General features: G+C 68.6%; 18 protein-coding genes and 1 tRNA gene. 7 read left to right on the top strand and 12 right to left on the bottom strand.

Annotated features, from left to right (window positions below):
- Nucleotides 1-58: 58 nt before the first annotated feature.
- The 3 genes from C6Y44_RS08540 (at nt 59) to C6Y44_RS08530 (ending at nt 1,793) form a co-directional block, all read left to right on the top strand.
- Nucleotides 59-880 (top strand): DUF3105 domain-containing protein, encoded by an 822-nt coding sequence (locus C6Y44_RS08540; RefSeq protein WP_159418706.1) that lies wholly within the window; start codon nt 59-61, stop codon nt 878-880.
- Nucleotides 881-882: 2 nt separating this feature from the next.
- Nucleotides 883-1,596 carry a DUF305 domain-containing protein gene (locus C6Y44_RS08535; RefSeq protein WP_159418707.1) on the top strand — a complete coding sequence of 238 codons (714 nt, stop codon included), beginning with the start codon at nt 883-885 and terminating at the stop codon, nt 1,594-1,596.
- A 121-nt stretch (nt 1,597-1,717) separates the two neighbouring features.
- Nucleotides 1,718-1,793: transfer RNA gene (locus tag C6Y44_RS08530), tRNA-Arg, on the top strand.
- 87 nt (nt 1,794-1,880) lie between these two features.
- Here the strand turns inward: C6Y44_RS08530 and C6Y44_RS08525 are convergent.
- The 6 genes from C6Y44_RS08525 to C6Y44_RS08500 form a co-directional block, all read right to left on the bottom strand.
- Nucleotides 1,881-2,243, bottom strand: coding sequence for a nuclear transport factor 2 family protein (locus C6Y44_RS08525; RefSeq protein WP_159418708.1), 363 nt, complete (start codon nt 2,241-2,243; stop codon nt 1,881-1,883).
- Nucleotides 2,240-3,238, bottom strand: coding sequence for an MBL fold metallo-hydrolase (locus C6Y44_RS08520; protein ID WP_159418709.1), 999 nt, complete (start codon nt 3,236-3,238; stop codon nt 2,240-2,242). Before C6Y44_RS08520 ends, C6Y44_RS08525 begins: the two co-directional genes overlap by 4 nt.
- A 52-nt stretch (nt 3,239-3,290) precedes the next feature.
- The gene (locus tag C6Y44_RS08515) at nt 3,291-4,445 is read right to left on the bottom strand and encodes a 3'(2'),5'-bisphosphate nucleotidase CysQ (RefSeq protein ID WP_159418710.1); all 1,155 of its coding nucleotides are present in this window, start codon (nt 4,443-4,445) and stop codon (nt 3,291-3,293) included.
- The gene (gene cysC, locus C6Y44_RS08510; protein ID WP_159418711.1) at nt 4,442-6,277 is read right to left on the bottom strand and encodes an adenylyl-sulfate kinase; all 1,836 of its coding nucleotides are present in this window, start codon (nt 6,275-6,277) and stop codon (nt 4,442-4,444) included. Before cysC ends, C6Y44_RS08515 begins: the two co-directional genes overlap by 4 nt.
- A complete protein-coding gene (gene cysD, locus C6Y44_RS08505; RefSeq protein ID WP_159418712.1) occupies nt 6,277-7,209 on the bottom strand; it encodes a sulfate adenylyltransferase subunit CysD in 933 nt (310 codons plus the stop codon). The genes cysC and cysD overlap by 1 nt, the downstream gene beginning before the upstream one ends.
- Nucleotides 7,210-7,324: 115 nt before the next feature.
- Nucleotides 7,325-8,266, bottom strand: a complete 942-nt coding sequence (locus tag C6Y44_RS08500; protein ID WP_159418713.1) for a helix-turn-helix domain-containing protein — start codon at nt 8,264-8,266, stop codon at nt 7,325-7,327.
- Between the two features lie 82 nt (nt 8,267-8,348).
- On the opposite strand from C6Y44_RS08500, the gene C6Y44_RS08495 reads away from it, so the two are divergent.
- The 4 genes from C6Y44_RS08495 to C6Y44_RS08480 all read left to right on the top strand — a co-directional run bounded on the left by C6Y44_RS08495 (nt 8,349) and on the right by C6Y44_RS08480 (nt 12,064).
- On the top strand, nt 8,349-9,515 hold the full coding sequence (locus C6Y44_RS08495; protein WP_159418714.1) for a hypothetical protein: 1,167 nt from the start codon (nt 8,349-8,351) through the stop codon (nt 9,513-9,515).
- Complete coding sequence (locus tag C6Y44_RS08490; RefSeq protein WP_159418715.1) at nt 9,512-10,303, top strand: SDR family oxidoreductase; 792 nt, start codon at nt 9,512-9,514, stop codon at nt 10,301-10,303. Before C6Y44_RS08495 ends, C6Y44_RS08490 begins: the two co-directional genes overlap by 4 nt.
- Nucleotides 10,304-10,315: 12 nt before the next feature.
- The gene (locus C6Y44_RS08485; RefSeq protein ID WP_159418716.1) at nt 10,316-11,464 is read left to right on the top strand and encodes a sulfotransferase family protein; all 1,149 of its coding nucleotides are present in this window, start codon (nt 10,316-10,318) and stop codon (nt 11,462-11,464) included.
- A 72-nt stretch (nt 11,465-11,536) separates the two neighbouring features.
- A complete protein-coding gene (locus tag C6Y44_RS08480; RefSeq protein WP_159418717.1) occupies nt 11,537-12,064 on the top strand; it encodes a MarR family winged helix-turn-helix transcriptional regulator in 528 nt (175 codons plus the stop codon).
- Nucleotides 12,065-12,140: 76 nt separating this feature from the next.
- Here C6Y44_RS08480 and C6Y44_RS08475 read toward each other — a convergent pair whose 3' ends face one another.
- The 6 genes from C6Y44_RS08475 to C6Y44_RS08450 form a co-directional block, all read right to left on the bottom strand.
- Entirely contained in the window at nt 12,141-12,917 is a 777-nt protein-coding gene (locus tag C6Y44_RS08475; RefSeq protein ID WP_060654796.1) for an enoyl-CoA hydratase, read from the bottom strand.
- A complete protein-coding gene (gene mmsB, locus C6Y44_RS08470; RefSeq protein WP_159418718.1) occupies nt 12,914-13,822 on the bottom strand; it encodes a 3-hydroxyisobutyrate dehydrogenase in 909 nt (302 codons plus the stop codon). Before mmsB ends, C6Y44_RS08475 begins: the two co-directional genes overlap by 4 nt.
- Nucleotides 13,819-14,883, bottom strand: a complete 1,065-nt coding sequence (locus tag C6Y44_RS08465) for an enoyl-CoA hydratase/isomerase family protein (protein ID WP_159418719.1) — start codon at nt 14,881-14,883, stop codon at nt 13,819-13,821. The genes mmsB and C6Y44_RS08465 overlap by 4 nt, the downstream gene beginning before the upstream one ends.
- Nucleotides 14,880-16,034, bottom strand: a complete 1,155-nt coding sequence (locus C6Y44_RS08460; protein WP_159418720.1) for an isobutyryl-CoA dehydrogenase — start codon at nt 16,032-16,034, stop codon at nt 14,880-14,882. Before C6Y44_RS08460 ends, C6Y44_RS08465 begins: the two co-directional genes overlap by 4 nt.
- Nucleotides 16,035-16,045: 11 nt before the next feature.
- Nucleotides 16,046-17,578, bottom strand: coding sequence for a CoA-acylating methylmalonate-semialdehyde dehydrogenase (locus tag C6Y44_RS08455; protein WP_120282091.1), 1,533 nt, complete (start codon nt 17,576-17,578; stop codon nt 16,046-16,048).
- Nucleotides 17,579-17,739: 161 nt separating this feature from the next.
- Nucleotides 17,740-18,291 (bottom strand): DUF1360 domain-containing protein, encoded by a 552-nt coding sequence (locus C6Y44_RS08450; protein ID WP_120282090.1) that lies wholly within the window; start codon nt 18,289-18,291, stop codon nt 17,740-17,742.
- Nucleotides 18,292-18,322: the final 31 nt, after the last annotated feature.

Here is an 18,322-nt window from a genome sequence, read left to right as displayed (position 1 = left end):
GTTTGTGCGCCCGATGGGCGCGCGTCCGCCTGTCCACCCGTCGAAAGAGCACACAGCGATGCCCAGCGGTTCGGTTAGTGGCGGCTCCGGTAACAAGAAGACCGGAGCCAAGTCGTCGAAGGCCATTCAGGCCGCCAAGAAGAAGAGCGGCGGCGCTCGCGGGGTCCCCGCGCAGCGTCAGATCCCGTGGTTGACAATCGGCGGCGTGGGCCTCGTCGTCGTGCTGGTCGCCGTGATCGCTGTGAGCCTGATCCCGAAGTACCAGAACCAGCAGGAGATGTCGGCGTGGACGCCGTCGGAGTCCAACCAGGACCCGTCGGACGACATCGAGGGCGTGCTGAAGATCGAGTATCCGGCCGGTGTGCACGTCGCGCCGGGCCAGCGCGTCGCGTACGACCAGTCGCCGCCCTTCGGTGGCCCCCACGACTCCGTCTGGGCGACCTGCACCGGCACGGTCTACGAGCAGCCGGTCCGGACCGAGAACATGGTCCACTCCCTCGAGCACGGCGCCGTGTGGGTGGCCTACAACCCCGATCTGCTCGACGACGCCGCGGTCGACACGCTGCGTCAGAAGGTCGACGGCCGCACCTACACGCTGATGTCGCCCTACCCGGGCCTCGACGCCCCGATCGCGCTGCAGTCGTGGGGTCACCAGCTCAAGGTCGACAGCGTCGACGACGAACGCATCGACCAGTTCATCAGCGCGCTGCGCCTGAACCAGTACACCTACCCCGAGGTGGGGGCGAGCTGCTCGACGATCCCCGGTTCGTTCGATCCGGCGAACCCGCCGGCCTTCGACGCCTCCGAGCCCGGCCCCGACGCGGTGCCGATGAACGCGGAGACCGCCGGCGACATGCAGCAGGCACCGGCCGGGAGCTGACGATGAGCGAGACCACCTCGGACATCTCCACCCCCGAGCGCGGTGGGCACAACCGGCTGCTGTTGGTGCTGCTCACCGTCGCCGCGGTCGCCGTCGGTTTCCTCGCGGGGTTCCTGTCCCGGATCCCCTTCGAGGACTCCGCGCAGGCGGCGCCGGAGGCCGGCTCGGTGGACGTCGGATTCGCGCAGGACATGATCGTGCACCACGACCAGGGCGTCGAGATGGCCGCCGTGGCGGTCTCCAATTCGGAGGACGATCGGATCCGCAACATCGCGTACGACATCCTCACCACCCAGCAGAACCAGATCGGTCAGATGCAGGGCTGGTTGTCGCTGTGGGGACAGCCGGCGCTGCCGACGGGCGAGTACATGGAATGGATGACCGAGACGGAGACGGGTCACAGCCACGGTGCTCACGGCGCGACCACCGAGTCCGAGAATTCGGACAGCTCGCACCTGATGCCGGGGATGGCGACCTCCGAGGATCTCGCGAATCTCCGGGCCGCGCGCGGACCCGAACTGGACGTGCTCTTCCTCCAGCTGATGTTGCGCCACCACGAGGGTGGTCTGCCGATGATGGAGTACGGCGAGCAGTACGCGAGCACCTCGGCGGTGCGCAATCTGGCGGGCACGATGGTCGCGACGCAGCAGGGCGAATCGGATCTGATGAGGTCGCTGCTCGCCGAGCGCGGCGCCGAACCGCTGCCCCTCAATTGAGCCTCCGCGCGGGTGAAACCGCGACTCCGGGCCGAAAACCGGCTCTGACCTGGCGATGTGGAGTTGAGCGCTCGATGCGCTAGGCTAACTCCCGCACCTCCGGTCATCCGGTGGTCCGGATGCCCTCGTAGCTCAGGGGATAGAGCGCTTGCCTCCGGAGCAAGAAGTCGCAGGTTCGAATCCTGCCGAGGGCACCACGAAGGCCCCGCTTCTCACGAAGCGGGGCCTTCGGCGTTCCAGGGGCCTTCAGGTGCTCCAGGGGCCTTCGGTGTCCCAGGGGCCGGTCAGGCTCCGGTGGTGAAGGGTGTGGGATCGAAGTAGTCGCGGCAGGCCGCGATCTTCCCGTCGACGATCTCGAAGACGCCCGTGACGGGCAGTTCGATCGTCCGGCCGTTCATCGTGAACACATCGGTGCGTTCGTTGAGCACGACGTTGCCGGAGACCGCCTGGTGGTGGATGCGGTAGTCGATGGCCCCGAAGGACGTCACGAAGCCCGCGATGTACTCCTCGATGGCCGCGCGGCCGCGGATCGGTTCCATCGGGATGTTGTGGAAGACGGCGTCGTCGGCGAAGAAGGCCGCGAGTTCGGCAGGGTCGGGATCGGCCCAGCGCCGGCAGAACTCGGTGACCAGCTCGTCGGGGCTCATCGGGTCTGCACGCGCGCGAAGCGGGCGGGTTCCGTACCGGGCACGCGACGGACCCGTCCCCGCTCGATGAGTTGCCGGACGTGCGCCGAGCCCTCTGCGAGCGCCATCCGCTTGCCGTGCAAGGGGGTCTCGTCCCACGGCCGGTACCAGCGCATGCGGGCGGTGGCCTCCCACAGCGTGAGTTCCTCGTCGCCGAACGCGTCGTAGAGACCGTCGAGGCGCTGGTCGTGATGGGCGATCAGTTCGCCGACGCGGTGCGGCAGGTCGTCGATCTGCTGCCGGTGCGCGGGCAGTGCGCGTCGCACGGGCAGGTCGGCGACCGCGCGCAGCGAGTCGAGGTACTCCCCCAGCGCGTCGCGTTGCGGCAGAGGGAAATCGAACTCGCCGACGTGCGGGGTAGTGGTCGCGAGGACGTGGTCGCCGCTGAACAGCACGCCGTGTTCCTCGAGCAGGAAACACGCGTGGCCGGCGGTGTGGCCGGGGGTCAGCACGGTGCGCAGGGCTCGTCCCGTCAGCGGGATCGTCTCGTCGGCACCGAGTTTGCGGTCGGGCAGCGCGTCGGGACGGCCGACCGCCGGTACGAGGGTGGCGAGCGATTCCTCGATCGCGTCCTCGGGTGCCCCGGCGCGGCGCAGCAGGTCGGCTTCCTGGGGACGGCGGTCGTCGTCGGAGAGCATGACCTCGAGGTGGGCGAAGTCGGCCTCGTTCATCGCGACCCAGCAGCCGGAGGCCTCCCGGATACGCCCGGTGAGCCCGACATGGTCGGGATGGAAGTGCGTGACCACCACGCCCTCGACGTCGGTGACCGACAGGCCCGCCGTGGACAGACCGTCCTGCAGCGCCGCCCACGACCGGTCGTCGTTCCAGCCGACGTCGACGAGGACGACGCCGCGCGGGGATTCCATCACGTAGACCTGGGTGTCGCCGACGGGCAGGTCCGCCACCGGGACGGGAACGACGTGGATGCCGTCCCCGATGTCACGTGCTTCGGCCATGGTGATGCCTCTCGATCATGGTGACTTTCGTTCGAAAGCTACAACAACGAATTCAACTATTACCCTGCACGGGCTCGATGATCGCGACGATCGACCGGATCTCCCCCGCAGGGATGTCGAAGTGCTCGGTCACCGCAACCGACGTCTCGGCGCCCGGACCTGCCGCGATGTCCAGGACGAACCGCGCGACGACACTGTGGTGCCATTCGCGGAACTGCAGGTTGCGGACGCGGCGGATGGGCCGGTATTCCGGGCCGTTCTCGAGCCGGTCGCGGATCTCGATGCCGCTGTCACCGGTGCGTTCCCCGTTCTCGACCCGCCAGGCGTCCTCGGCGAGCCGGACATGGGACGCGTCGTGGCTGACCAGGGATCGGATGTATGCGCGTGCCATCGCGGCGCGGGGGCTGTCGGTCGGCCCGGTGGCGTGCGCGGCCAGCGCGGACATCACCTCCGGTGCCCAGTCTGCGCGGCAGATCACGAGGTCGGGCAGATACGGGTGCGGCCGGTTGTATTCGAGTTCGCTGCCGTCGATCCGGGCGCAGTGCAGACCCGCGGCGCGCGCGACCGCGACCGGCGCCGCCGAATCCCACTCCCACTGACCGCCGGCGTGGATGTAGGCGTCGGCCTCCCCGCGGACCACCGCCATGGCCTTGGCACCGGCCGAACCCATCCGGATCAGGTCGGCGCCGAGATCGCGGGCCAGATCGAAGACGAAGGCGGGCGGCCTGCTCCCGCTGATGACGATGCGGGGGCGACGGCGGGCCGGCCGCGGCGCCGGAACCGGATCTGCGGTGCTGTGGACGACGCCGATCGCCGGTTGCGCGACCGCGGCGGCGGTGAGCCCTCGTCCTGCCTCCCAGAGCGCGATGTGGACCGCCCAGTCGACGTGGTCGGGCATTCCGTACTCCTTCGACCCGTCGAGCGGGTCGATGATCCAGACGCGGTCGGCGCCGACCCGGGCCGGATCGTCCGCGGATTCCTCCGAGAGCACCGCGTCGCCGGGCCGCGCGGTCGCCAGCCGTTCGAGGATGTAGGTGTTGGCGGCGTGGTCGCCGCGCCGGCCCAGCTCGCGCCCGGTGAGGGCATCCGATTCGATGGCGCGGACCGTGAGCAGCAGTTCACCTGCGCCGGAAGCCGTCTCGGCCGCGAGTCGGGCGTCGTCGCCCTCGGCCGCGGGTCGAGCGTCGTCGCTGTTGTCGTGCGTCATGGCCTCAACAATTCCACGACGAGGCCCGCCTGCACGGCAGGCGTGCCGTCGTGGGGGCGCACGACCAGCTCGGGATCGGACGGTGGTTCGTAGGGATCGTCGACGCCGGTGAAACCGGTGATCTCACCGGCACGTGCCCGCGCGTACATGCCCTTCGGGTCGCGGGCCTCGCAGTCGGCGAGCGGGGTGTCGACGAAGACCTCGACGAAGCGGATTCCGGCCTCCTCGTGCTGCCGGCGGATGCGGTCGCGGTCCTGACGGTAGGGACTGATGAGCGCGCAGATCGCGACGAGTCCGGCGTCGGCCATCATCTGGGCGACCGCACCGACGCGGCGGACGTTCTCCGCGCGGTCCTCCGGACCGAACCCGAGGTCGGCGTTGAGGCCGTGCCGGAGGTTGTCGCCGTCGAGGCGGTAGGCGGGGATGCCCTCGGCGAGCAGTCGCCGTTCGAGTTCGACGGCGAGGGTGGACTTGCCGGAGGCGGACAGCCCGGTGAGCCACACCGTCGCCCCGGCCCTGCCCCGTTCGGCCCGCGAGACTGCCGCCGAGTGCCAGACCACCGCCGCGTCGGCGAGTGTCGGACCGGTGATCATTCCGGCCGCGACGGTGTTGCCGGTGCGTTCGTCGACGAGCACGAAGCTTCCGGTGGTGCGGTTGCGCCGGTAGGGATCGAACAGCAGCGGCTGTTGCGTCCGCAGTTGCACGCGGCCGATCTCGTTGAGACCGAGCGTCGTCGCGGCCTCGTCGCGGTGCAGGCTGTTGACGTCGAGACGGTAGTCCAGCCGCGCGACCCGCGCGGTGGTCGAGCGCGTGGTGTGCAGCAGGGCGTAACAGGCGTCCGGGTCGAGGGCGGAGCGTTCGTCGAACCAGCACACCATGGCGTCGATCTCGCGGCCGACGAGCGGACGGTTGTTGGGGCGGCACAGCATGTCGCCGCGTCCGACATCGAGGTCGTCCTCGAGTTCGACGCACACCGCCGCACCGGCGAAGGCGTGCTCGAGTTCCGTTCCGCCCGGCCCCCACAGCGTCCGCACCCGCGTTCCGAAACCGGAAGGGAGAACGACCACGTCGTCGCCCGGCGCGAATCCGCCGGCGGCGACCGTTCCCGCGTAACCGCGGAAGTCGCGGTGCTCGCCCTCGCCCGGGCGGATGACGTACTGCACGGGCAGTCGCGCGTCGATGAGGTTGGTGTCCGACGCGATGTGGACCTGTTCGAGATGGTGCAGCAGCGAAGTGCCCTCGTACCACGGCATGTTCGCGGTGCGGGAGACGACGTTGTCGCCGTGCAGCGCGGAGACGGGAACGAAGGCGAGGTCGGGCATGTCGAGCTTGGCCGCGAAATTCCGGAATTCGTCGCAGATCTCGTCGAACCGGCTCTGCGACCAGTCCACCAGATCCATCTTGTTGATGCACAGCACCACGTGCCGCACCCCGAGCAGCGACGCGAGGAAGGCGTGCCGGCGGGTCTGCTCGACGATGCCGTTGCGGGCGTCGACGAGGACGAGCGCCAGGTCGGCGGTGGACGCCCCGGTGACCATGTTGCGCGTGTACTGCTCGTGACCGGGAGTGTCGGCGATGACGAATGTTCTGTGCGCCGTGGCGAAATAGCGATAGGCGACGTCGATCGTGATGCCCTGTTCGCGTTCGGCGCGCAGGCCGTCGGTGAGCAGCGCGAGATCGGCGCGGTCGGCACCGCGGTCGAGGCTCGTGCGGGTCACCGCCTCGAGTTGGTCCTCGAAGACGGCCTTCGAGTCGAACAGCAATCGACCGATGAGCGTGGACTTGCCGTCGTCGACGCTGCCGGCGGTGGCGATGCGCAGCAGGCGGGACATCAGAAATATCCTTCCCTCTTGCGGTCTTCCATCCCGGCGTCGGAGATCCGGTCGTCCGCCCGCGTGGCGCCGCGTTCGGTGACCCGGCTGGCGGAGACCTCGGTGACCACCTCGTCCGCGGTGGTGGCAGCGGATTCGACGCAGCCGGTGCACGTCGCGTCACCGACGGTGCGGAACCGGACGAGGCTCTCGCGCGGGGTTTCTCCGGGGAGGATGGTGAGAAAACGGGTGTGTGCGAGCAGCATTCCGTCGCGTTCGATCACCGGCCGCCGGTGGGCGTAGTACAGGGACGGCAGGTCGACGCCTTCGTCGCGGATGTAGCGCCAGATGTCGAGTTCGGTCCAGTTGGACAGCGGGAAGACCCGCATGTGTTCGCCGCGGCGGTGCCGCCCGTTGTACAGCTGCCACAGTTCGGGTCGTTGCGCCTTCGGGTCCCACTGCCCGAACTCGTCGCGCAGACTGAAGATGCGTTCCTTCGCGCGGGCCTTCTCCTCGTCGCGGCGGGCGCCCCCGAAGACGGCGTCGAATCCGCCTTCCCTCAACGCGCGCAGGAGGGTTCCGGTCTGCAGCCGGTTGCGGGTCGCGTGCGGTCCGTCGTCCTCGACGGCGCGCCCGGCGTCGATGTCGTCCTGCACCGAAGCGACGATCGACCGCAGCCCCAGCCGTTCGACGGTGCGGTCGCGGAAGTCGATCACCTCGTCGAAGTTGTGTCCGGTGTCGATGTGCAGCACGGGGAACGGCAGCGGCGCGGGCCAGAACGCCTCGGCCGCGAGATGGAGCATCACCGCGGAGTCCTTGCCGCCCGAGAACAGCAGGACGGGACGGGAGAAGGTCGCGGCGACCTCGCGGAAGATGTGCACGGACTCGGCCTCGAGCGCACCGAGCAGCGGCAGTTCGTAGATCGGTGGTCGTTGCGGTGGCACCGTGGTCACTCGTGCCCCTCTCACCCGGCGCGGTACATATGTGTACCGACGCGGTCGAAGATTACTCCGCAACAGTAGAACGAGTTTCAATTCCAGGTCAACGGGCGGTCCCCGCAACCGTCCGTCAGCGCGCCGGTCGACGTCCGCCGAGATCGGCGGTGATCGCATCCGCGACCGCCACGAGCGCGGCACCGCACCGCTCGATCCCGGCGGCGTCCACCTCCCGCTCGAGGTGCAGCGTGAGCACGAGTGACTGGTGGCCCTCGGGATCGTAGGCCGGGGCGGCCACGAGGTTGACCGCCCGCTTCTCCCCCGCGGCGAAGGCACCGGGCACCAGCACGCGCTCGCCGGGGCCGGCCACGAGTTCCGCCAGCATCTCCCGCATCTCGGGCGCGAGGTCGTGCGAGACCACCCCCGCCATGAGCGCGTACAGGCGACGGCCGCCGGGCGTGAGGGGCTCGGCCAGATAACCCGTCCGGCGACATTCGGTGACGATCCGCCACAGGTCGTCGAGGTCGACGGTCACGGGCAGGGTCGGTTCGCGCCGCAGCCACTGTTCGATGCGTTCGTCGGTGTCCCACAGCACGTACATCAGCCCTACCGGGGGCGCGAAGGGGTACACCTCCCCCACGCGCGCCGCCGCGGCCGCGCCGTGTCCACCGACGACGTCGAGCACCGCGATCCGGTCGCCGACGACCGCCGACGCGGAGCACATCACGCCGAACTCCTCGGCGAGCGCGGCGAGATGCCGGTGCGCGACCGGCCCGGACGCGAAGCCGCGCTGGGCGGCGCGTCCCGCGACGATCAGCGCCGGGCCGAGCCCGTAGGTCTTGTCGACGGGATCGCGGACCAGATAGCCGGCGTCGGCGAGCACGGTGAGGATGCCCAGGCAGGTGGGCTTGCTCAGGTCGAGTTCGCGCGCCAGTTCCGACAGTCCGAACCGGACACCGGGTCGCGCGACGAGGTGGTCGAGGACCTGCACGACGCGTTCCGTGGGTGGCGACCGGCGGGCGGCTCCCGCCCCGGCAGTCGACTCCCCGAGCGTCTCGGTCTCGCGACGAGCCATTGACCCTCCCTGGAACACGTTCTACTCTCGGCGCAACGGAAGACTACCGCAGCGGTACATATTTGGACCACAGGAGATCGCAGTGCTCACCGATCCGCTCACCGCGTCGATAGCCGAGGCCGAGAAACTCGTCGCCACCGCCCCGCACATCCGCACCGAACAGGACCTCGTCGAGGGATACGGATATCTGGCGGGCGGGATCTCGGCGTGCGTCCACGCCACCTTCGCGTACAGCCGATCCCACCCGGTCTTCGTCACCGGCACCGGCCCCTACGCGAAGATGGGCCTCGACAATCCCGACACCCTGTACTGGGGCGCGTCGATCCGCGACGACGCCGAATATGTCGTCACCGGGCGCCGAGGCACGACCTGCGATCTCAGCTTCCAGGTGCTGGCCGGCAACTACACCGACGCCGAGGTACCCGGCAACGTCACGGCCTTCGACGACCGCGCGTTGACCATCGCCGACGACGGCACCTTCGAGGTGCGGTTCGGACCCGGCCCACGCGACCCGGAACGGAACTACTTCCCGCTCGCGCCCGGCTCTTCGCAGCTCGTGGTCCGCGAGGTCTACAGCGACTGGACGCAGCGCCGCGGCACGCTGAGCATCCACCGGCTCGACAGCCTCGGCGCCCCCGCACCCGAGCCCACCCACCAGGACGTGGTCACCCGTTACGAACGTGCCGGTCGCGCGCTGGTCTCGCGGGTGAAGACCTGGCTGCAGTTCCCCGAGTGGTTCTATCTGAAGCTGCCGGTGAACACGGTCACCGAACCGCGCCGCACCCCCGGCGGTCTGGACACCCAGTACTCGTCCGTCGGGCACTACGAACTCGGCGACGACGAGGCGATGGTCCTGACCCTCCCGGCGAGCGACGCGCCCTATCTGGGCTTCCAGATCGGCAGTCTCTGGTACATCTCCCTGGATTACATCCACCACCAGACCTCCTTGAACAACAGTCAGGCGCAGGTCGATCCTGACGGGATGGTCAGGATCGTCGTCTCGGCCCGCAATCCGGGGCTGACCAACTGGGTCGAGACCCTCGGCCGCAGCCGCGGGATCCTGCAGTTCCGCTGGCAGCGCCTCGATCGCGGACTCACCGCAGCCGACGGTCCGACCGCCGAGGTGGTGCCGTTCGACCGGCTCCCCGAGGTCCTGCCCTTCCACCGTTCGAACCGCATCACCCCCGAGGCCTGGGCGCAGCGCATCGCGGAACGCCAGCGTGGCGTCGCCGATCGGATGCTCGGATGAGCGCGGCAACGGGACTGCTCCGCGACCGCGTCGTCGTGATCTCCGGTGTCGGCCCGGGACTGGGTCGCACGCTCGCGCTGCGGTGCGCCGAACACGGCGCCGACGTGGTGCTCGCCGCCCGGACCCGGGAGCGACTCGAGAAGGTTGCGGTGGAAATCGAGGGCACAGGCCGTCGAGCACTGGTCGTGCCCACCGACATCACCGACGACGGGTCCGCCGCCGCACTCGCCGAGACGGCGGTCTCGGAGTTCGGGTGTGTCGACGTGCTCGTCAACAACGCCTTCTCCGTTCCGTCGATGAAACCGCTGGCGCGCACCGACTTCCAGCAGATCCGGGACAGCATGGAACTTACCGTCCTCGGCGCGCTGCGGCTCACGCAGTTGTTCACCCCCGCCCTCGCCGAGTCGGCCGGCGCGGTGGTCAACATCAACTCGATGGTGCTGCGGCACTCCCAGGAACGTTATGGCAGTTACAAGCTCGCGAAGTCGGCGTTGCTGGCGATGTCGCAGTCCCTGGCGACCGAACTCGGACCGCAGGGAGTCCGCGTGAACTCCGTTGCGCCGGGCTACATCTGGGGTCCGATCCTGCAGGGCTACTTCGAACACCAGGCCGGAAAGTACGGCACCACCGTCGAACAGATCTACGAGCACACCGCCGCCGCCTCCGATCTGAAGCGTCTCCCCACCACCGAGGAGATCGCGGATGCGGTGATCTTCCTGGCCTCGCCGATGGCGTCGGCGATCACCGGCCAATGCCTCGACGTCAACTGCGGCGAATACCACCACTGAACGGGACAGCACATGAGCGAACGCACCACCGTCGGCACCGTCGAGGATCTGCACGCCTCCGCGACCCGCTTGACGGGCCTGACCGATTTCGGCGACGACGACTACCGGGACGGGCTCGAGGTCCTGCTCGAATCGTATGCGCGGGACGAGAAGCTCACCCCGCTCGGCAGCAAGATGTCGCGGGTCTTCCTGCGCGGTGCCCTCGTGGCGCGGTTGCTGTCGGAATCGGCCTGGGCCGCCCGTCCCGAGCACGCCGACGTCCCGATCACCCGGCCGATCTTCGTCACCGGTCTGCCCCGCACCGGCACGACGGCACTGCATCGCCTGCTCGCCGCGGATCCCGCCCATCAGGGGCTCGAGATGTGGCTGACCGAGATGCCGCAACCGCGACCTCCTCGCGAGACCTGGGCGGAGAACCCGGTCTTCGCCGGTATCGAGGCCGGATTCGCGCAGCACCACGTCGAGCATCCCGAATTCATGGGTGTGCACTACATGTCGGCCGCCGAGGTCGAGGAATGCTGGCAGTTGCTGCGCCAGTCGTTCCGCTCGATCTCCTACGAGTGCCTCGCCCACCTGCCCACCTATTCGCAGTGGCTCGCGGAGCAGGACTGGACCGCGGCGTATGCCCGGCATCGGAGGAACCTGCAGCTCATCGGACTGCCGGACGCCGACAAGCGGTGGGTGCTCAAGAATCCCAGTCATCTGTTCGCACTGGACGAACTGCTCACGGTGTATCCGGACGCGCTCGTCGTCGTCACCCATCGCGATCCGCGCACCGTGATCCCGTCGGTGTGCAGCCTCGCGGCGCAGGCCACCGAGGGATGGTCCGACGCGTTCGTCGGCGAGACGATCGGGCGCAGCCAGCTCGACCTCTGGGCACGAGGTTTCGATCATTTCACCGAGGTGCGCCGCCGGCACGATCCCGCCCGTTTCGTCGATGTGGACTACCGAGATTTCGTCGCCGATCCGCTCGGCACCGTCGGCGGCCTGTACGACCGGTTCGGTCTGCCGTTCACCGCGGAGGCCGAACGTGCGATGGCCGACCTGCACGAAGAAAGCCGCAGCGGGGCAAGGAAACCCGCGCACCGGTACACGCTCGAGGAGTTCGGGCTGAGTGTGGGCGAGGTCGACGAACGTTTCCGCGACTACGCGTACCGCTGAACCCGGCAGGAAAGGCACCGGAAACCGGTGTGCCCTGACTACCTGCGCGTTCGTCCGTGGGATGATGGAGGCATGCCCGCACCACTCCCCCTCGACCCCATCGCCGAAGCCCACCGCCAGTGGACCGCCCACGGCTGGGGCGAAGTCGCCGACGGCATGGCCGCGGTCACCTCGGTGATGCGAGCGCAGCAGATCATGATGGCGCGGGTCGAGGAGGTGCTCAAGCCCTTCGGCCTGACCTTCGCGCGCTACGAACTCCTCACGCTGCTGCATTTCACCAGGTCGGGAGCGTTGCCGATGGCGAAGGCCAGCGCGCGCCTGCAGGTGCACCCCACCAGCGTCACCAACGCAGTCGACCGCCTCGAGAAGGCCGGACTGGTCCGGCGTACCCCGCATCCGAGCGATCGACGGGCCACCCTCATCGAACTCACCGAGGAGGGACGGGCATTGGCGATCCAGGCGACCGAGAAACTCAACACGGAGGTCTTCGCCCGACCCGGCATTCCCGAGGAGCACATCGACACACTGCTGCGCATCATCGCGACGATGCGGCACGACGCCGGCGACTTCGACACCGGCGGTGCGCCTTCCAAGTGGTGAGGCGCGAGAGACGGCCGAGAAACGAGGAGGGCCGCCCCGTTCGGGGCGGCCCTCCGTCGTATACGGGTGGTGCGGGTCAGGCGTGCTTGAACTCCGGCGCGCGCTTCTCGACGAAGGCCGCCATGCCTTCCTTCTGGTCGGCGGTGGCGAACGTCGAATGGAACACGCGGCGCTCGAACTTCACGCCCTCGGCCAGCGTCGTCTCGAAGGACCGGTTGACGGCCTCCTTCGCCATGATCGCGACCGGCAGCGACATCGACGCGATGGTCGTCGCCGTCTCGAGCGCCACGTCGAACAGGTCCGCGGCGGGAACGATGCGCGAGACGAGTCCGGCGCGCTCGGCCTCCTCGGCGTCCATGTTGCGGCCGGTCAGGCACATGTCCATGGCCTTGGCCTTGCCCACGGCGCGGGTGAGACGCTGCGATCCGCCGATGCCCGGGATGACGCCGAGCTTGATCTCGGGCTGACCGAACTTGGCGGTGTCGGACGCGATGATGAAGTCGCACAGCATCGCCAGTTCGCAACCGCCGCCGAGCGCGTAGCCCGACACCGCAGCGACGATCGGTTTTCGGACGGACGAGAGCCGATCCCACTGCGAGAACAGGTCTTCCGCGTAGACCTCGGCGAAGGTCTTCGGAGCCATCTCCTTGATGTCGGCGCCGGCGGCGAATGCCTTCTCCGAGCCGGTGAGCAGGATCGCACCGATCTCGTCGTCCGCGTCGAGTTCCTCGACGGCGGCGACGACCTCACGCATCAACTGGCTGTTGAGGGCGTTGAGCGCCTTCGGCCGGTTGAGGGTGACGATGCCGACGCGACCCTTGCGGTCGAGCAGGATGGTCTCGAAATCGGTCACTGGCTGTCCTTCGCGGTCGAGCGGTCTCGGATGTCGGTGATGATGGCGGAGAAGTCGAGTCCTCCACCACCCTCAGTGTTGAAACGATGGTAGAGCTCGGCTGCACGCAGCCCGAGTTCGGCCTCGACACCGTTGGCCCGCACCGCGTTCGCGGCCAGTCCGAGATCCTTGTCCATGAGCGCGGCCGCGAAGCCCGGCGTGTAGTCGTTGTTCGCGGGGGTGGTCGGGACGGGACCCGGCACCGGGCAGTTGCTCGTCAGCGCCCAGCACTGACCGGACGCGTTGGACGCGACGTCGAACAGTGCCTGGTTGTCGAGGCCCAGCTTCTCACCGAGGACGAACGCCTCGCTGATGGCGATCATCGAGATGCCCAGGATCATGTTGTTGCAGATCTTCGCGGCCTGGCCGTTGCCCGACCCGCCGCAGTGGACGATCTTGCGTCCCATGGCCTCGAGCAGAGGCTTCACGGTCACGAAGTCGTCCTCGCTGCCGCCGACCATGAACGCGAGGGTGCCTGCGGCGGCACCGGCGACACCTCCGGAGACCGGGGCGTCGACGGCACGGTGACCGGCCTTCTGCGCCTTCTCCGCCGCCGCGCGGGCATCGGCGACGTCGATGGTCGAGCTGTCGACGAACAACGTGTTCGCCTCGGCTACGGGCAGGATCTCGTCGTACAGGTCGAGGACGAGCTTGCCGTTGGGCAGCATGGTGATCACGACCTGGGCGCCGCGCACCGCGTCGGTCGCGGCCTCGGCGACGGTGATGCCGTTCTTCGTGGCCTCTTCCTGCGCAGCGGGAACAGGGTCGTAACCGTTGACGGTGTACCCGGCGCGGACGAGGTTCGCGGCCATCGGCCCGCCCATGTGTCCGAGGCCGAGGAAGGCGACGGTGGGAAGTTCACTCATCGGTCGTTCTCCTTGGGAGCGGCGAGCCCGAGTTCGAGATCGCCGAGCGGCTGGAAGTAGGCGTCGACGTCGGCCTCGGTGACATCGGCGAGGGTCGCCGGCGACCACTGCGGGTTGCGGTCCTTGTCGACGACCTGTGCGCGGATGCCCTCGACGAGATCGTGCGACTTCAGCGAGGCGGTCGAGACCCGGAACTCCTCGTTCAGCACCTCTTCGAGGCTGCCGAGCTGCCGGGCGTGACGCAGCGAGCGGAGGGTCACCTTCAGCGCGACAGGCGATTTCGCGATTACCTGGTCGGCGGTCTCGCGCGCCTCCGGAACATCGGAAGCCCGAAGGCGTTCGACGATCTCCTCGACGGTGTCGGCGGAGTAGGCCGCGTCGATCCACTCGCGCTGCGCGAGCAGCGCCGATTCCGGTGCGGGCTGCGAGTACTCGGCGAGCGCGTCCTCGAGCGAGCCGGATTCGAGTGCGGCGACGAACTTGTCGAGCGACTCGGACGGCAGGTAATGGTCGGCGAAGCCCAGAGCGACGGCGTCGCCGGCCTTCATCCGTCCGGTGGTCAGCGCGATGTGCGTGCCGATCTCGCCGGGGGTGCGCGAGAGCAGGTAGGTGCCGCCGACGTCGGGAACGAATCCGATTCCGGTCTCGGGCATCGCGATGCTCGAGCGGTCGGTGACGATCCGGACGTTGCCGTGCGCCGAGATCCCGACGCCGCCGCCCATGACGATGCCGTCCATGATCGCGATGTACGGCTTCGGGTAGCGACCGATGGCGGCGTTGAGGATGTACTCGTCGCGCCAGAAGTCCTGCGACCCCGTGCCGCCGTCCTTGGCGTCGTGGTAGATCGAGACGATGTCGCCGCCGGCGCACAGGCCGCGCTCACCGGCACCGCGCACCAGCACCGCACGCACCGAATCGTCGTTCTCCCACGCGCTCAGGGCCTTCGACATCTCGAGGACCATAGCGTGGTTGAGCGCGTTGATGGCCTTGGGCCGGTTGAGCGTGATACGGCCGATGCCGTCCTTCACGTCGATGAGGATCTCGGGTTCCTGCCCGGTCATGCCGCTCCGTTCTGCGCTGCAGCCACCACGCTCCGCGCGACGACCACCCGCATGATCTCGTTGGTTCCTTCCAGGATCTGATGCACGCGCAGGTCGCGCACGATCTTCTCGATCCCGTACTCGGCAAGGTAACCGTATCCGCCGTGCAACTGCAGCGCCTCGTTCGCGACCTCGAAACCGGTGTCGGTCGCGAAGCGCTTGGCCATCGCGCACAGCTCCACGACGTCGTCGGCGCCGCGGTCGAGCGCGTCGGCGGCACGCCACAGCATCGTGCGTGCGGCCTCGAGTTCGATCCGCATGTCGGCGAGGCGGAACTGCAGCGCCTGCGAGTCGAGCAACCGTTCGCCGAATGCCTTGCGCTCGGCGAGGTAGGCGACCGCCCGGTCGAGGGCGGTCTGGCCGCCGCCCACCGAGCACGCGGCGATGTTGATGCGGCCGCCGTTGAGGCCGTGCATGGCGATCCGGAAGCCGCCGCCCTCGGCGCCGAGGAGGTTCTCGGCGGGCACGCGGGCGCCGTCGAGGATGACCTGGCGCGTGGGCTGCGCGTTCCAGCCCATCTTCTTCTCGTTGGCGCCGAAGGACAGCCCGGGGGTGTCCTTCGGGACGATGAACGCCGAGATGCCGCGGGCGCCGGTGTCGCCGGTGCGGGCCATGACCACGTAGACGTCGGACGTGCCGGCGCCGGAGATGAACTGCTTGACTCCGGTGAGCACGTACTCGTCGCCGTCACGAACGGCCTTGGTGCTCAGGGCCGCTGCGTCGGATCCGGCGCCCGGCTCGGTGAGGCAGTAGCTCGCGAGGTGCTCCATCGTGCAGAGCTTCGGGATCCACTGCTTGCGCTGGTCGTCGTTGCCGAACTTGTCGATCATCCACGTGACCATGTTGTGGATGGAGATGTAGGCGGCGATGGACGGGCAGCCCTTCGCGAGCTCCTCGAAGATGCGGACGGAGTCGAGGCGTCGCAGCCCCGATCCGCCCACGTCCTCGCGGACGTAGATCCCGCCCATGCCCAGTTCGGCGGCCTTGCGCAGCACGTCCACGGGGAAGTGCTTGCTCTGGTCCCATTCGACCGCGTTCGGGACCAGATACTCGGTGGCGAAGTCGCGGGCGGTGTCGCGGATCGCCCGGTCGTCGTCGGTGAGAACGAACATCGATGGACCGCCTAGTTCATCGTCGGGATGACGAAGTGGTCGGTGTCGGCCACGTGCGCACCCTCGATGTCGCCTTCCTTGACACCGGACGGCCAGCGCTGCGTGACCGTCTTGGTCTTGGTGTAGAAGCGGAAGGCGTCGGGGCCGTGCTGGTTGAGGTCGCCGAAGCCGGAGGCCTTCCAGCCACCGAAGGTGTAGTACGCGATCGGAACGGGGATCGGGACGTTGATGCCGACCATGCCGACCTCGACGCGGGCCGCGAAGTCGCGGGCGGTGTCGCCGTCGCGGGTGAAGATCGCGACGCCGTTGCCGTACTCGTGCTCTGTGGGCAGGCGCAGGGCGTCCTCGTAGTCACGCGCACGCACCACGGTGAGCACGGGGCCGAAGATCTCCTCCTTGTAGATGGACATCTCGGGGGTGACCTTGTCGAACAGGGTTGCGCCGGAGAAGAAGCCGTTCTCGTGACCTTCGAGGACGAAGTCGCGGCCGTCGACGACCAGCTCGGCGCCTTCCTCGACGCCCTGGGCGATGTAGCCGTGCACGCGGTCGCGGGCGGCGGCGGTCACGAGCGGACCGAAGTCGGCCTTCTCGTCGAAGCTGGTGCCGATACGCAGTTCGGCGATGCGCTCGGTGAGCTTGGCGACGAGGCGATCCGCGGTCTCCTCGCCCACGGGGACAGCCACGGACAGCGCCATGCAGCGCTCACCGGCCGAGCCGTAGGCGGCGCCGACGAGTGCGTCCGCGACCTGGTCGAGGTCGGCGTCGGGCATGACGATCGCGTGGTTCTTCGCACCACCGAAGCACTGTGCGCGCTTGCCGTTCTTCGCGGCCGTCTCGTAGATGTACTGCGCGATGGGGGTCGAACCGACGAAGCCGATCGCCTTGATGCGCGGGTCGTTGAGCAGGTAGTCGACGGCGCTCTTGTCGCCGTTGACGACGTTGAACACACCGGCGGGCAGGCCGGCCTCGAGGAACAGCTCGGCCAGACGGAGCGGCACGGAGGGGTCGCGCTCGGAAGGCTTGAGCACGAACGCGTTTCCGGCAGCGAGCGCCGGGCCGGCCTTCCACAGCGGGATCATGGCCGGGAAGTTGAACGGGGTGATCCCGGCGACGACACCGAGGGGCTGACGCATCGAGTACACGTCGATTCCGCCGCCTGCGGACTCGGTGTACTCACCCTTGAGGAGATGCGGGGCGCCGATGGCGACCTCGATCACCTCGAGGCCGCGCTGGATGTCGCCCTTCGCGTCGGGGACGGTCTTGCCGTGCTCGCTCGACAGCAGGTGGGCGAGCTCGTCCATGTTCTCCTGCACCAGGTACACGAACTTCATGAGCACGCGCACGCGCTTCTGAGGATTCCAGGACGCCCACACCTTCTGCGCCTCGGCGGCGTTGGCGATGACGGCGTCGACCTCGGAGTCGGCCGCGAGCGGCACGCGGGCCTGGACCTCTCCGGTGTTGGGGGCGAAGACGTCGGCGAAGCGGCCGGAGGTGCCGGCGACGTGCTGTCCGCCGACGAAGTGGGTCAATTCTCGAACGCTCATGTCCGATCCCGTCCTTTACTGGTGTGCGATGACGTGGGATGTGCGATTTTCGGCGCGAACGGGCGAAGGCCCGAAGTCTTCGCCCATCCTATAGTTGGAAGTCCACGTATGTCTACCGTCACACCGAACCGGATCGGCCGGCACCCCTGACGAGAGGTCGATCAGCCCTCGGCGATCTGCTGCGCCTTCGCGTACGCCAGGTGCAGGAAGTCGGCTCCGGTCAACGCCGCGAACGACCCCGCCACCAGACGCGTGAGATTCGGAGCGTAGACACGGCCGAAGACCAGCGCCGTCACGGTCCACAGGTCGAGGCAGAAGGGGCACGCCAGCAGTTCCCCGACGGCGTGACGGACCCGCGACGACTTGCGGGGCTGCTCCATCACCTCGGCCGGACCACCGGGGCCGTCGAACTTCGTGAACGGTGCGCGGACGGGGCTGGTCACCGCCGCCTTGCTCACGATCCGGGAGATCTTGTGGCTTGCGAGCGCGGTCACCACGAGATCGCCGGCATCGGGCCTCGGCATCGGCCGCCCGCGCTCGGCCGCGACGGCGCCGAGCGTGCCGACGGTGGTGAGGTACACGGACATGAGCACCGCATATCCGCCGAGGGGCCGATCCTCCCCGTTCCGATAGGTGTCGGCCTCGTCCTGGACCGCCTCGACCGCACGTTCGGCGTTCTCCCGCGCTGTCGACGATGCTTCCGGTGTCCGCATGAATCCTCCACTCGTGGCATGTGCTGTCGGT

This window comes from Rhodococcus rhodochrous (genome assembly GCF_014854695.1).
Classification (GTDB): Bacteria; Actinomycetota; Actinomycetes; order Mycobacteriales; family Mycobacteriaceae; genus Rhodococcus.
The sequence above is the reverse complement of the archived record's forward strand: the minus strand, read 5'-3'. Positions and strand labels throughout refer to the sequence as shown.

Coding starts and splice junctions, on each gene's coding strand:
- C6Y44_RS08540 (WP_159418706.1), top strand. CDS start 59: ATGCCCAGCGGTTCGGTTAGTGGCGGCTCCGGTAACAAGAAGACCGGA.
- C6Y44_RS08535 (WP_159418707.1), top strand. CDS start 883: ATGAGCGAGACCACCTCGGACATCTCCACCCCCGAGCGCGGTGGGCAC.
- C6Y44_RS08525 (WP_159418708.1), bottom strand. CDS start 2,243: ATGAGCCCCGACGAGCTGGTCACCGAGTTCTGCCGGCGCTGGGCCGAT.
- C6Y44_RS08520 (WP_159418709.1), bottom strand. CDS start 3,238: ATGGCCGAAGCACGTGACATCGGGGACGGCATCCACGTCGTTCCCGTC.
- C6Y44_RS08515 (WP_159418710.1), bottom strand. CDS start 4,445: ATGACGCACGACAACAGCGACGACGCTCGACCCGCGGCCGAGGGCGAC.
- cysC (WP_159418711.1), bottom strand. CDS start 6,277: ATGTCCCGCCTGCTGCGCATCGCCACCGCCGGCAGCGTCGACGACGGC.
- C6Y44_RS08500 (WP_159418713.1), bottom strand. CDS start 8,266: ATGGCTCGTCGCGAGACCGAGACGCTCGGGGAGTCGACTGCCGGGGCG.
- C6Y44_RS08490 (WP_159418715.1), top strand. CDS start 9,512: ATGAGCGCGGCAACGGGACTGCTCCGCGACCGCGTCGTCGTGATCTCC.
- C6Y44_RS08485 (WP_159418716.1), top strand. CDS start 10,316: ATGAGCGAACGCACCACCGTCGGCACCGTCGAGGATCTGCACGCCTCC.
- C6Y44_RS08480 (WP_159418717.1), top strand. CDS start 11,537: ATGCCCGCACCACTCCCCCTCGACCCCATCGCCGAAGCCCACCGCCAG.
- mmsB (WP_159418718.1), bottom strand. CDS start 13,822: ATGAGTGAACTTCCCACCGTCGCCTTCCTCGGCCTCGGACACATGGGC.
- C6Y44_RS08465 (WP_159418719.1), bottom strand. CDS start 14,883: ATGACCGGGCAGGAACCCGAGATCCTCATCGACGTGAAGGACGGCATC.
- C6Y44_RS08460 (WP_159418720.1), bottom strand. CDS start 16,034: ATGTTCGTTCTCACCGACGACGACCGGGCGATCCGCGACACCGCCCGC.
- C6Y44_RS08455 (WP_120282091.1), bottom strand. CDS start 17,578: ATGAGCGTTCGAGAATTGACCCACTTCGTCGGCGGACAGCACGTCGCC.
- C6Y44_RS08450 (WP_120282090.1), bottom strand. CDS start 18,291: ATGCGGACACCGGAAGCATCGTCGACAGCGCGGGAGAACGCCGAACGT.